Origin of the sequence: Exiguobacterium acetylicum (genome assembly GCF_022170825.1) — a bacterium.
Taxonomy (GTDB): Bacteria; Bacillota; Bacilli; order Exiguobacteriales; family Exiguobacteriaceae; genus Exiguobacterium_A; species Exiguobacterium_A acetylicum_B.
This window is the reverse complement of sequence record NZ_CP081878.1, coordinates 3044435-3057700: the sequence shown is the minus strand read 5'-3', so window position 1 is coordinate 3057700 and position 13266 is coordinate 3044435. Positions and strand designations below refer to the sequence as shown.

The 13266-nt window shown below is 46.4% G+C and carries 16 protein-coding genes; 9 read left to right on the top strand and 7 right to left on the bottom strand.

The genetic code is table 11. The annotated features are described in order from the left end of the window. Positions 1-64: 64 nt before the first annotated feature. The gene (locus K6T22_RS15920; protein ID WP_050677188.1) at positions 65-364 is read left to right on the top strand and encodes a DUF3817 domain-containing protein; all 300 of its coding nucleotides are present in this window, start codon (positions 65-67) and stop codon (positions 362-364) included. Between the two features lie 104 nt (positions 365-468). Further along, the gene (locus K6T22_RS15915) at positions 469-1701 is read left to right on the top strand and encodes a DEAD/DEAH box helicase (RefSeq protein ID WP_238238222.1); all 1233 of its coding nucleotides are present in this window, start codon (positions 469-471) and stop codon (positions 1699-1701) included. Positions 1702-1768: 67 nt separating this feature from the next. Here K6T22_RS15915 and K6T22_RS15910 read toward each other — a convergent pair whose 3' ends face one another. The 3 genes from K6T22_RS15910 to K6T22_RS15900 all read right to left on the bottom strand — a co-directional run bounded on the left by K6T22_RS15910 (position 1769) and on the right by K6T22_RS15900 (position 4101). Continuing rightward, a complete protein-coding gene (locus K6T22_RS15910) occupies positions 1769-2182 on the bottom strand; it encodes a DUF2231 domain-containing protein (protein ID WP_238238220.1) in 414 nt (137 codons plus the stop codon). 79 nt (positions 2183-2261) lie between these two features. Continuing rightward, entirely contained in the window at positions 2262-3431 is a 1170-nt protein-coding gene (locus K6T22_RS15905) for a sensor histidine kinase (RefSeq protein ID WP_238238218.1), read from the bottom strand. After that, a complete protein-coding gene (locus K6T22_RS15900) occupies positions 3424-4101 on the bottom strand; it encodes a response regulator transcription factor (RefSeq protein WP_238238217.1) in 678 nt (225 codons plus the stop codon). Before K6T22_RS15900 ends, K6T22_RS15905 begins: the two co-directional genes overlap by 8 nt. A 101-nt stretch (positions 4102-4202) precedes the next feature. Here K6T22_RS15900 and K6T22_RS15895 point away from each other — a divergent pair, with 101 nt between their 5' ends. Genes K6T22_RS15895 through K6T22_RS15885 form a run of 3 tightly spaced genes read left to right on the top strand, consistent with a single transcriptional unit; the run spans position 4203 to position 5976 of the window. Further along, positions 4203-4508, top strand: a complete 306-nt coding sequence (locus tag K6T22_RS15895; RefSeq protein WP_238238215.1) for a hypothetical protein — start codon at positions 4203-4205, stop codon at positions 4506-4508. 11 nt (positions 4509-4519) lie between these two features. Next, the gene (locus K6T22_RS15890) at positions 4520-5410 is read left to right on the top strand and encodes an FAD:protein FMN transferase (RefSeq protein WP_238238213.1); all 891 of its coding nucleotides are present in this window, start codon (positions 4520-4522) and stop codon (positions 5408-5410) included. Continuing rightward, entirely contained in the window at positions 5398-5976 is a 579-nt protein-coding gene (locus K6T22_RS15885; RefSeq protein WP_238238211.1) for a ferric reductase-like transmembrane domain-containing protein, read from the top strand. The genes K6T22_RS15890 and K6T22_RS15885 overlap by 13 nt, the downstream gene beginning before the upstream one ends. Positions 5977-5985: 9 nt before the next feature. Here K6T22_RS15885 and K6T22_RS15880 read toward each other — a convergent pair whose 3' ends face one another. The 4 genes from K6T22_RS15880 to K6T22_RS15865 all read right to left on the bottom strand — a co-directional run bounded on the left by K6T22_RS15880 (position 5986) and on the right by K6T22_RS15865 (position 9195). After that, positions 5986-6771: an alpha/beta hydrolase family protein gene (locus K6T22_RS15880; protein WP_238238210.1), complete on the bottom strand. Its 786-nt coding sequence runs from the start codon at positions 6769-6771 to the stop codon at positions 5986-5988. A 132-nt stretch (positions 6772-6903) separates the two neighbouring features. After that, complete coding sequence (locus tag K6T22_RS15875) at positions 6904-8460, bottom strand: ABC-F family ATP-binding cassette domain-containing protein (RefSeq protein WP_029342933.1); 1557 nt, start codon at positions 8458-8460, stop codon at positions 6904-6906. Between the two features lie 31 nt (positions 8461-8491). Beyond that, positions 8492-8665, bottom strand: coding sequence for a hypothetical protein (locus K6T22_RS15870; protein WP_197499335.1), 174 nt, complete (start codon positions 8663-8665; stop codon positions 8492-8494). An 86-nt stretch (positions 8666-8751) separates the two neighbouring features. Beyond that, entirely contained in the window at positions 8752-9195 is a 444-nt protein-coding gene (locus tag K6T22_RS15865) for a hypothetical protein (protein WP_238238208.1), read from the bottom strand. A 147-nt stretch (positions 9196-9342) separates the two neighbouring features. On the opposite strand from K6T22_RS15865, the gene K6T22_RS15860 reads away from it, so the two are divergent. From K6T22_RS15860 to K6T22_RS15845, 4 genes are all read left to right on the top strand, one after another. Next, entirely contained in the window at positions 9343-9672 is a 330-nt protein-coding gene (locus K6T22_RS15860; RefSeq protein ID WP_238240139.1) for a hypothetical protein, read from the top strand. Next, a complete protein-coding gene (locus K6T22_RS15855; protein ID WP_238238206.1) occupies positions 9669-10871 on the top strand; it encodes a glutathionylspermidine synthase family protein in 1203 nt (400 codons plus the stop codon). The genes K6T22_RS15860 and K6T22_RS15855 overlap by 4 nt, the downstream gene beginning before the upstream one ends. A gap of 16 nt (positions 10872-10887) precedes the next feature. Beyond that, the gene (locus tag K6T22_RS15850) at positions 10888-11523 is read left to right on the top strand and encodes a Rossmann-fold NAD(P)-binding domain-containing protein (protein ID WP_238238204.1); all 636 of its coding nucleotides are present in this window, start codon (positions 10888-10890) and stop codon (positions 11521-11523) included. 239 nt (positions 11524-11762) lie between these two features. Continuing rightward, positions 11763-13256, top strand: a complete 1494-nt coding sequence (locus K6T22_RS15845; RefSeq protein WP_238238203.1) for a peptide MFS transporter — start codon at positions 11763-11765, stop codon at positions 13254-13256. The last annotated feature ends 10 nt before the right edge of the window (positions 13257-13266 follow it).

Sequence of the window (13266 nt, the reverse complement as noted above, 5' to 3'; positions counted from 1 at the left end):
AGGTCACAGAAGGATCGTCCATCCCGTATACTAAGAACAGGAATCAAGAAAAAGGAGTGACGGGATGTTAAGAACTACGCTTGGGCAATTCCGAATGATTGCGATATTAGAAGGAATCTCGTTTTTAGTCTTACTGTTGATTGCGATGCCATTGAAATACATGGCAGATATTCCGCAAGCCGTGTCTGTCGTTGGTGCACTTCACGGTGTCTTATTCGTCATGTACGCACTTTGGCTCGCAGTCGTGAAATTTAAATACGATTGGTCAATCATCAAGGCGGGTATTGCATTCATCGCATCATTCATCCCGTTCGGTACATTCGTACTCGACTGGAAGCTAAAACAGGAAGCAACAAACGCGTAAATTGTGTATACTGAATAGAGCACGGCTGTGGATAACTGTTTTTGTCTATGCGAAGCAGGTTATCCACAGCTTTTTTCTGTGGATAATTTTTAGGAGGATATATCATGTCAACATTTGAAACATTAAACATCAGCGACCTGTGGATAAAAAAATTACAAAAACAAGGCATCAAGGAGCCGACACCGATTCAAGAACAGGCGATTCCATCGTTACTTGAAGGACGCGATTTGATTGGACAGGCGCAAACGGGAACAGGGAAGACGTTAGCGTTTCTCTTACCAATCCTTGAGCAAATTGATGTCGAATCACAAACGGTTCAAGCATTGATCGTCGCACCGACACGTGAACTTGCGCGTCAAATTGCCGATGAGACACATAAACTGATTCGGAATACAGAGCAGTATCGTGCGCTTGCTGTATATGGTGGACAAGACGTCTTTAAGCAAATTCAGCGTCTCGGTCGGATGCCGCAAATCATCATTGGGACACCAGGGCGGATTCTCGATCACGTTGGTCGTGGCACATTAGACTTAAGTGAATTACGGACACTCGTCTTGGATGAGGCGGATCAAATGCTGCAAATCGGTTTCTTACCAGAAATCGAAGACATCATCGAGGCAGCGCCAGTCGATCGCCAATTCGTCATGTTATCCGCAACGATGCCACCTAAAGTAGAAGAACTCGCGAAAACGTATTTACGTAATCCAGTCGAAGTACAGGTGGAAGCGGAAAGCATCACTGTTGAAGCAATCGAACAATTTGTCGTCGAGACGACGGATCGCCGCAAACAGGCGACACTGCGGACGATGCTCGACGAGATGCGTCCATACGCAGCTATCATTTTCTGCCGTACGCAACGTCGCGTCAGTAAATTGAACGAAGAGATGCAAATGCAAGGGTATCCGACGGATGAATTGCATGGTGGACTGACGCAAGGGAAACGTGAAAAAGCGATGGCGAAGTTCTATCAAGGAAAAACGCAATTCTTGATCGCAACAGATGTCGCCTCTCGTGGACTTGATGTGACAGGCGTGACACACGTCTTTAACTACGATTTACCAGATGATGCGGAAAGCTACGTTCACCGGATTGGTCGGACAGGACGTGCTGGGAACGACGGGATTGCGGTTTCGATCGTGACACCAAAAGATGGTCGGACGTTCCGTGATATGGAGCGGGAATTGAACATCTCGGTCACACCGATCGTCGTCGAATTGTCTGAAGAAGCGATTCGCGCACAGCACGATCAAAGTAAAGGAACTCGAAAAGTGACGGAAGGACGTGGAAACACACGTCGTTCGAACAACCGTCGCCCGGGACGTGCACATCGCAAATAAATAGAAGCGCAAGATAAAAGAGCCATTCTATTTCTCTGATAAGCAGAGGAATAGAATGGCTCTTGTTTTATTTTGCATACACCATCTGACCACCAAGATGCCCAGTGTAAGCGAGCAGCGCGCTCCCGACGATTGCAACGATGAAACTGAGTAACAGAAACATTTTTTTATTCGAGCGGTAACCAAATAAAAGGAATAACAGCGAGATGCCAAAAGCAACAAGGCTGAATAACGCGAAGTGCTCATGATTTTCAATGGCGGCATGGGTGACACTGCTTAAGTTCGCTTCCGCATACTCTTCTGCTCCGTCTCCAGACAAATAGGCAGCAACTCCAGAAATCAGACCAACGACTAGCGTAAAGAGGGCGAACAATTTGAATTGCGTCCATTTCAGACTGACGAGTAACAATAACGTTGCGAATAATAAAAGTGCGATCGGTGCATGGACAAGAAGTGGATGAAGCGGTACGTTCCCCAACATATCAAAGACCTCCTTAGATAAGTATGATAAAGGATAATTTCACTGTACCCTGCTTATCTGACAGCTAACTGACATAGGTTTAAAGAGTTGGGAAATGAATGATGAAGCGTGTACCTTCACCGAGCGTCGAATCAATGGAAATCGTACCGCCATGTTGCTCGACGATGGACTCGGCAATCGATAAGCCGAGGCCAGTCCCCGTTCCGTGACGTGAATGGTCACCTCGGTAAAAACGCTCGAATATTTTGGTTTGTTGGTCGGAATCGATTCCGATTCCACGATCATGGATCGTTAATTGACGCTCTGTCGCTGTCTCTTCAAGCGATACATCGATGGCATCATCGCTGTATACGAGTGCATTTTCAAGAAAGACCGTCAATAAGCGATTCAGTTGATGAGCATCACCTGTCATGCGTAAGTTTGGCATAATCGAAGTATGAATGACGCGATCCGAGTAGGCGTGCTGAAAACGTTCAACGGTCTTCTGGACGAGCGAACTGAGATCAACTTCCTGTTTCGGTGAAGATTGTCCTTCTCGAGCGAGCAATAATAGATCAGATACTAGATACTGCATGCCTGCCGTCTCCGCTTTGATATCTTCTAGAATCGTGCGTCCTTCACTCGAAAGTGGTTCTGCTTCCAGTAATTCAATCCCGCTATAAACGATCGTCAGTGGTGTTCGTAGTTCGTGTGAAGCATCGGACGTAAAACGACGTTGTCGATCGAATGCCTGTTGCACCGGAACCACGGCTCGACCAGCAAGGACGTATCCGATTAATGTCAGAATGATTGTTGCAAGAACCGCAATCCCCGCAAGAACAGCGATCAATCGCTGTAAGGTATCTTCGGTCGGAGAGATGTCCTTCATCAGCAGTAGTCGTCCTTCTTCGGTACTCCGTTGATACACTAAGAAGTGTCGATCATCCCACTCCACTTGTTTCGTCGTATCATCCGACCTTAAAAAACGGCGCAGTGTTTTCGTCTCGACGTCTGGCGGCAGACTTGCATAGCGTTCATTTCCTGAATCATCGAGTAACTGAAAGTAAATCGGATTTCGGATGAATTGATCTTCTCCGTGCTCGATCCGTTCAAAGATATCTCGATCTGACACTCCCTTTAATTGATTCAATTCCATTCGATTCAGCAATTGAGCGTTCGTGACATACACACCGACTAGGATGAGGACCAATACAAGAAAAAATGAACCACTGAATAGTAACGTCAGTCGTTTTCGAATCGATTCAAGCATGCGGATCACCTAAACGATAACCGAACCCGCGAACTGTCCGAATCAGATTCGGTGCTCCGACAGCATCTATTTTTTTTCGAACGAGTCGAACAAGCGCATCAAGGGCGTTATCGGTAATATCAGCACCAATCCCCCATACGACCTCGATGATTAATTCACGACTCATCACCTGTTCAGGGCGTCTTAAGAGCAAAGAAAGGAATTCGAATTCACGTCGTGTTAAATCGATTGGCTGTCGCTCGTAAGAGATCGTTTGTGAGGACATGTCGAGAACCAGCCCGTGAAAAGTGACCGTCGAAACAAACGCTTTTTGCTGACGACGACTGAGCGCGCGCAGTCGTGCCAAAAGTTCATTTGATTGAAACGGTTTGACGAGATAGTCATCGGCGCCACTATCGAGACCATGGACGAGATCGATTTCCGTATCGCGAGCAGTCAGCATCAAGATGCCGCCTTCAAACTGTTCTTGACGTAAGGTAGCGGCGACTTCGACTCCGCTCTTGCGAGGCATCATCCAATCGAGAACGAGTAAGTCATAGCGATACGTCTGACATTGAAGGAGTGCCTCGGCTCCATCCTGCGCAACATCGACCTGATATCCTGCCCGCTCCAAATGGAGTCGTAACATCTTCGCAAGACGCTGATCATCTTCTGCCACCAAAACCCGCATGAACATCTCTCCTCTTTTTTTCTCATTATCCCATAGTTGCCGTCAGTTAGTTGTCAGTTTTTTTCGATACAGTAAACATAACAAGAAGGGAGAGGAAACAGATGAAACCAAAACCATTTGCGAAATGGCTCGTCGGGCTCAGCAGTTCCGTCTTCATTGGACTGGCGATTGGTCAATTAAGTGTCAGCTCGAATGATTCCTCGACGACACCTGTTTCGACAGGGGACACGTATTCAGACGATACGACGTTACCATCTCAAGGAGATCAATATAGTGATGATGAAAGCGAGTACGGAGAAGATGATGGATACTACGAAGATGACGATGATCAATGGCAAGGAGATGAATCGTCTGGCTTCAGTCAACCCGGTGGATCGAGTGACGGTCAGTCCAGCCATTCGAGGTAAGGAGGAGGAAGATGGAGCGACAATTGTATGCGATGCATAACCAGGTACGATTCGTGACGGATCAGCCAATTGATGAAACAGAGTGGGAGGAACTCGTCCGTTTTTTCAGTTATGTGGATCGACAGTGGTCACGTTTTGATGATCAAAGTGAGGTCAGTCGCTTGAATCGCTTGCGAATCGGAGACACGTTATCGGTGTCCTTACCGTTAGCACGTTTGTTAGCACGTGCCACACGATACTTCGAACAAACGGAACGTTATTTTTCACCATTCCTATTAGCGCAACAACAAGCCAATGGCTATCGTCAATCATTTCCTTTTACACAAGCCGTCGCGTATGAAGAAGTCGATCCACCAGAAATTGCTCCTTTCATTATTGAAGGATGTGACGTAACGAGAGTCGGGGGCGGTTTTATCGATTTAGGTGGAATCGGAAAAGGCGCGGCTGCGATGATTGCGGCGCAACGATTGCGAAAAAACTGGAACCGCGGATTGATTGAAGCGGGAGGTGACGTTATTGTCTGGTCTGATGGTGAACCATGGAATATCATGATCACGCACCCAGAGACGGAACAACGCGTCGCAGACATGCAATTACGACAAGGTGCTGTCGCGACATCAAACCGTGTCTATCGATCGTGGAAGACGAGGGATCAAACCCATCATCATTTGTTAGATGGGCGAACAGGGCGCCCGACAGTAAGCCCGATTCTTCAAGTAACGGCATCTGCCCCGCAACTTTATGAAGCGGAAGTCATGACGAAGCTTGCCTTTCAGATGACAGAAACAGAACGTCAAGAAAAGCTGTTTCGTTGGTTTCCAAAAGGACGATTATTGATTTTGGATACTGCCGGGGAATGGCGAAGTGAACAGAAAGGAGCGAGTGAGATATGGACTGGATGAAATGGTTATTTTCGACCTGGACGATGATTCGGTTGAGTGGATTAAGTGGACACTTCTTCATGACGATTTCTGTTCTGGCTGGGTTGCTCGGTTCATACCCGGCACTCAAAAAACAAAAAGCCCGATTACATCACGTGCACTTATATAGTGGCTGGGCAGGATTACTGGCAATCGTCCTCCATGGGACCCTCATCATTGTGGATTCATACGCACCACTGACGATCTTTGAAGTCTTGATTCCGGGGCAAGCTTCTTATGAGCCGCTTTGGAATGCGCTAGGAACAATCAGTCTCTATTTATTTGGGTTCGTTCTCGTGACTTCGGATTTTTTGAAAGAGACGTTAGGTAAGACACTTTGGAAATTGACACACTGGCTCGTCTTACCTGCTTGGCTATTGATGACGGCACATGGTCTATTCGTCGGTACGGATACCGGCACACTGTTTACAACGATTTGGTATGCCGCCTCGACATTGACGATGTTCACGCTCGTCCTATACCGAATGCGAATCCGTCCCGTTCCACGGACTCGGACTTCAGCAAAGGAGGGCTCAGCCGTACGCTGAGCCCTCCTTTCATTGTCGTGCGAGCCAGGCTGTCCACTCGTTAAAGGCAGCGTCTCGGTTCTCGATGTAATTGTGATCACTGTCGACGATCGCTTCCTCAAACGGGCTGTCGGATAGCAATAAATCATGATGGAGCGCTTTGATTGAGGTTTCGTCCCGCTCTGACGTCATGAGTAACAGCGAGCGATCGGCTAGACGTTCTTTTAGCATCAGTAAGTTCCATGTCGCATGATGTTGCTTTAACTCGTCGAGTAACGCGTCAGCATCAGCACCATTTAGGAAAGCAGCCCCTCGCTCGAGGACTCCGTGAAGTGCAGCGTCGTATTCCGGATGTTCGAGGACGAGTTGACCGACGAGACCGAAATTAAACGGAGAAATTCCGACATAATGTGCAGCTTCCGGCGTCTCAGCAAAGGCATGCAGACCGGCGAAACCACCCATGCTATGACCGACAACGGTAATCTGATCTGCCTTGATTCGGTGTTCGACGGTAAAGGACTCGGAGCAGACGTAACGTAATGTCGCCGTCGCGTCTTCCAAAACATGCTGGAATCGGAATGTTCCAGGACTACCGATCGTTCCACGATACGACGTGACGAGCACATGATAGCCCATGCTTTGCAGTTGTACTGCCCAGTCCATGTTCAACTGTTTCCCGGGAAATCCGTGGAAGAGGACAACCAGCGGTGCATCCTCTGTATGTTCCGGTGAATAAAGGCGGGCAATCAACTGTTCCGAACCGCCACTTGGAACATGTAGATAGGACAGTGTTGCTTTTTTCGTGATTGTTTCCAAAAAAACACGCTCCTTCATAACCATTTTCTAAGTCCTAGTGTGCGTGAAGATGAACAATCATGCAATGATTAAGTGTATGAACTAAAAAGATGGGATACCCTTCTGGGCATCCCATCTTTTGTAAAGTGTCGCTTAGAATACTTTTGTCGTCCACGATTCACAGTTCCATAAGTCTGTCGCAACAGCTTCATAGAATTCTGGTTCGTGTGAGATCAATAGGACTGTTCCTTTGTACTCTTGTAACGCACGTTTTAACTCTTCTTTGGCTTCGACGTCCAAGTGGTTCGTCGGCTCATCGAGTACGAGAATGTTCGATTCCGTATTCATCAATTTACAAAGACGGACTTTCGCTTTTTCCCCACCACTGAGCACTTCGATTTTCGATTCGATGTGTTTTGTCATCAGACCACACTTCGCGAGCATAGCGCGTACTTGTTGTTGTGTCAGAGACGGGAACGTATTCCAGATTTCTTCGATACACGTATTCGAGTTCTTCTCTTTGACTTCTTGTTCGAAGTACCCGATATGCAGGTTTTCTCCTCGCTCAACAACACCTGAAACAGCAGGGATTTCACCGAGCAAACTTTTCAGCAACGTCGATTTCCCGATTCCGTTCGCACCGTGCAAGGCAATCTTCTGTCCACGTTCGATTGTCAAATCAAGAGGACGCGAAAGTGGCTCATCGTATCCGATGACGAGACCTTTTGCTTCGAACATCAATTTACTTGGTGTCCGTGCTTGGAGGAAGTGGAACTCTGGTTTTGGACGTTCTTGCGCGAGTTCGATGACATCCATCTTATCGAGTTTCTTCTGACGTGACATCGCCATGTTCCGTGTCGAAACACGTGCCTTGTTCCGGGCAACGAAGTCCTTCAACTCAGAGATTTCCTGCTGTTGACGCTTGAAAGCAGACTCGAGTTGTTTTTTCTTCGCTTCATGGATCGTGACGAAGTTGTCGTAATCGCCGACATAACGATTCAATTCTTGATTTTCCATATGATAAATCAAGTTGATGACGCTATTGAGGAATGGAATATCGTGCGAGATCAAGATGAACGCATTCTCATATTCATTCAAGTAGCGTTTTAACCATTCGATATGCTGGACATCGAGATAGTTGGTCGGCTCATCGAGTAAGAGAATGTCTGGTTTTTCGAGAAGTAGTTTTGCGAGCAAGATTTTCGTCCGCTGTCCACCACTAAGTTCTTGTACATCTCGGTCGAGCCCGATTTCATCCAGACCAAGACCACGTGCGATTTCTTCGACTTTTGCATCAATCGTATAGAAGTCATTGTTCGTCAAAATGTCTTGTAAGACACCGACTTCTTCGAGCATCTTTTCGAGTTCTTCTGGCTCGACTTCGCCCATTTTACCGTATAGATCATTGATTTCCTGTTCGATGTCGAACATGTACTGGAATGCACCTTTAAGGGCATCCCGAATCGTTAATCCTTTTTCAAGGACAGCATGCTGATCCAAATAACCAACACGTACATGTTTCGCCCATTCTACTTTTCCATCATCCGGTTCAAGTTGCGACGTAATGATGTTCATGAACGTCGATTTTCCCTCACCGTTTGCACCGACGAGCCCGATGTGCTCGCCTTTTAACAGGCGGAAGGAGACATTTTCGAAAATGGCGCGGTCACCGAATCCGTGACTTAAGTTAGATACCGTTAAAATACTCATAATTACTCCTTATTTCATGAATTCCTGTGATTTAGACGCCTGTCCGTTTTTTCTGGTTGTTTGCTTTTTTCGTCTGTTGGCTTGTCAGTTGTTTCGTTTGTGTCCCTTGTAAGCCAGTCGGACGTTTCGTTTGCGCTTGTTTTTTTGCTTTCAAGCGTTCGACCATTGCCTCTTGCAATGATAGTTTTTTTGGTTGTTCACTCATGTTCGTTCACCTCGATTGATTCGTTCTTACCTTCTAGTATGCCAAAAAAAACGTCTCTTGGAAATGAAGAGACTTGATTTTACTTCTTAAAGTGTATCTGCTAGATAGACAACGTAACAATTCCGATCGATATCGATTTCACAGCTATCTCGTTCGAAAACGCCATGTCCTTCGACTTCAATCTTGTCCTTTATCAAAAAACGCATTGCTTGGACGTGGTTCGGAACTGTAGATGTTTTTAAGAGTGGCTGGGCACTGTCTGATAGATACTGCCTGAATTCAATATGAATTTGATGAGGTGGATAAATACGTTCTTCCGTCGCGCGTGGCGATGCTTTGATATGATCGACGATCAATTGATCGTATTCGCCTGTCATCTCATTGGAACGGAGCTCGTATTGATGTCCTTCGATGATATGAAATTCGCAAAGTTGATGGGCGATGATTTCTTCCGGCTCGATTGCATAGCGATCATATTGATAAATCGGATGAAATTCACCATTTTCTTCAACATAATAGGCAAGTGACATACGTAAATCCTCCTTTTTGTTCTATAGATACTATTACCACGTTTGAGGAAAAAAAGTTCCGGCAGAACAAAGAAACTTTTCTCTCTAAAAAAGCGTATACTATCCATAACGAGAGTAAATGGAAAGGGGACTGAGACGGTGAATTGGATGAAACAAGCGACATTAGCTGCAACACTGTTGATTGGAACGACATTGAGTGGTTGCGGATCGGATGATGCACGAGCAGAACGACCAGACGATCCAGATTGCGATGACTATGAGTATGATAATGACGAAGGCGTTTGGTACTGTGATGATAGCTCGTCGACGCATGCAGGATACTTTTACTGGGGTGGTAGTTATTTCGCATCCCGTGCCTTGATGCATAGTGCGATGCGAACAAAAGGATATACGCCAAAATCAAAAGAAGTGAAGAGTTATAACACGAAGACAAAAGGATTCGGAACAGGCTCGTCTTCCGGCTTTTTCGGCGGATGAACAAGCGAGAAACGTTTTATGGAGACATTGATCGTTTTTGGGATGTGCTAGACGGGGAACCGTACGCTGTGACGGAGATCATGCCCATCTCGGACGAACGCATTGATCAATTGCATATTGCAGCACAAGAAGTTTACCAGATATTCGAAAAAGTGCTTCCGATTCTTCGATCGATGGATGATGAGGCACTGCTCGAGCTTGGCTTCCCATCCGAAAGTCTTGCTTTTTTAAGACTTGAGACGATGCGACCGTTGACCGTCATCGGACGATTTGATTTTATTGCGACAGATGATCGCATTTCACTGATGGAGTGGAATGCAGATACGCCGACCTTCATCAAAGAAGTATTTGAAGTCAATGATACTGTAGCGAAGAAGCAAGGTTTTAAAAGCGTAAACGATGGGGAAAACAAATGGTTGAAGGCAGCCGTCCATCGAGCGATTGAAGCTGCGACGTACCGGACGAAACAGAATCCACATGTCGTTTTTACCTCACATGGTGACCATATCGAGGACCGGTTAACAGCTGAATATTTGCAGTCGTTTTGGAATGAAGCGACCTACTGTCCGCTTGATGCACTAGAGATTCGCCCGGAAGAAGGCTTATACGATGAGGCAGGTAGAAGAATCGATATTTTGTATCGTCAAACCTTTCCGATCGAGATGGCGTTACTTGATCGGGATGAAGACGGGCGAAATTTAGGACGCTTATTATTACAACTCGTCGAGACGGGGCGACTCGAAATCATCAATCCGCCTTCCGCCTTTTTAATGCAAGCTAAGTCGGTCCTTGCATTGGTCTGGATGCTACACGAAACCAATCATCCGTACTTGAGTGAAACGGACCACACGATGATTGCTCGTTATTTTTTACCGACGTACTTATCTGCCGATGCGTTCATCGCAAGCCGGCAACCATTCGTTAAAAAACCGATCTTCGGACGTGAAGGGGACACTGTCACCGTCCATGATGGATACGGAGATATCATGCTGAAAAACGAACAACATACGTTTCGTGATCAGCCGGCTGTCTATCAAGCATATCAAGAATTACCGACGTATCCGCTTCAGGAAGAAGGAGAAGTCGCGTATATGTACGGTGTTTTTATTTTAGGAGGAAGACCAAGTGCGATCGGTGTACGTGCCGGTGAGCGGATTACTGGAAACCGTTCTTATTTCGTACCAATCGGTCGACAGTAAAAGGAGGGAGAACCGTATGAGAGCAGCAATTTTAGGAGCATCCGGTCTAGTCGGACAAGAACTCGTGGATCGTTTGTTGGCAGAAGATGCGTATAGCGAGGTTCATGTTCTCGTTCGCCGCCCGATGCGTCGTTTTCATCCAAAACTGGAAGAATGGGTGATTGATTTTGATCGCGTGACAGAAATTGAATTACCTGTCGTTGACCATGTCTATTGTGCACTGGGTACGACGATCAAACAAGCAGGATCGCAAGAGGCATTTCGTCTTGTTGACTATACGTATCCAGTCGAACTCGGTCGTGAATTGCTAGATCTCGGGGCGACACGATTTGCTTTGATTTCGGCACTCGGTGCCCATCCGAATGCCAAAACCTTTTATAACCGAGTAAAAGGGGACACGGAAAACGGATTGCGTGTACTTGGATATGATGCGTTATTGATTTTCAGACCTTCTCTCTTGTTAGGAGATCGTGATGAGTTTCGTTTCGGTGAACAGGCGGCTGCGAAAATTTCGACAGTCTTACGCCCCTTGTTGAAGCGGAGCGCGATTGCACCGATTGAAGCCGGTCAAGTCGCTACTGCGATGATCCGCGAAACGTTACATGCACCACCAGGGATTACGATTATTGAATCGAAACAGATGCAATCTTGAGCAGCCGACTCGTCGACTGCTCTTTTTGTTATTTTTGTAACGTAAATAATATTTGACTCATCAAATGATTTGCGGTTGAATGGTAAAGTGCTGTCTCATATATAAAAAAAGTAGTGAGACAATTCAGGCAAAACAGTGTATTTGTATCCTATCTGTTTCGTCACGCTTACCGTTTGGGGAAAGCGGGAAAAGATGATGGATTATGCACTTATTCAGGGTAGATGAAAGGAGCCGATCATATGGCAGAGTTTGATCGCGATCAGGTCTATAAGACCGTTCCGCAAAAAGGATTCTTTGGGAATCCGAAAGGGTTATTCACCCTCTTCTTCACCGAGTTTTGGGAGCGTTTCTCCTACTATGGCATGCGTGCCATTCTCATCTTCTATATGTATGACTCGGTTGCTAACGGTGGTTTAGGTATCGACAAGACGACAGCTGCGTCGATCATGGCCGTCTATGGTTCACTCGTCTACATGTCAGGCATCATTGGTGGCTGGGTGGCTGACCGCTTACTCGGTACGTCACGGACCGTCTTCTATGGTGGTATCTTAATCATGCTTGGACATATCGTCCTTGCTTTACCAGCAGGTATTACGGCTCTCTTCATCTCGATGGGTCTCATCGTCATCGGTACGGGGTTCTTGAAACCGAACGTATCGAATATCGTCGGTGATCTGTACAGCAAGACGGATAACCGTCGTGATGCTGGATTTAGTATTTTCTATATGGGGATCAACGCCGGAGCATTCCTCTCACCACTCGTCGTTGGTGAAGTGGCTGACCGTGGTGGATACCATGCAGGTTTCGCACTTGCTGCCATCGGAATGTTTGCTGGACTCGTTGTTTTCGTTCTGACGAAGAAGAAAAACCTCGGTCAAGCGGGTACGTATGTCTTGAACCCATTAAAAGGGGACGAGAAAAAACGATTCATCACGATTGCATCAATCGTTGTCGTCGTCATTGCTGTACTCGGTGTTATTGCATCGATGACAGGATTGTTGACGATTTCTCGCTTTACTTTGATGGTTACGATTCTCGGGATTCTGATTCCAATTGCGTATTTCACAGTCATGCTCCGTAGTCCGAAAATTACGGATGACGAACGTTCACGATTGATTGCCTATATTCCACTATTCATCGCAGCAGCGATCTTCTGGGCGATTCAAGAACAAGGATCATACGTCCTCTCGATCTTTGCGAGTGAACGGACGAATCTTTCGTTCTTAGGATTTGAGATTCAACCGGCATTCTTCCAATCGTTGAATCCACTCTTCATCATCGTGTTGGCACCGGTGTTTGCAAGCTTCTGGGTCAAACTAGGTGATCGTCAACCAACGACGATGCAAAAGTTCTCGTTTGGTCTTCTGTTTGCAGGTCTTTCGTTCATTGTCATGACACTACCAGGTATCCTGTTTGGTGTTGAGACGACAGTTAGTCCACTCTGGCTTGCACTGAGCTTCTTCCTCGTCGTCATTGGTGAGCTCTTCTTGTCACCAGTGGGATTATCAGCGACAACGAAACTAGCACCAGCAGCTTTCTCAGCGCAAACGATGAGTCTATGGTTCTTGACGAACGCAACAGGTCAAGCGGTCAACGCACAAATCGTTAAATACTATACGAATGATACGGAAGTTCTTTACTTCGGTATTACAGGTATCGTAGCCGTCATCTTCGGATTACTGTTGTTTGCTTTCGCACCAAAACTACAGAAATACATGCGCGGCATTCGCTGATGCATGAAAA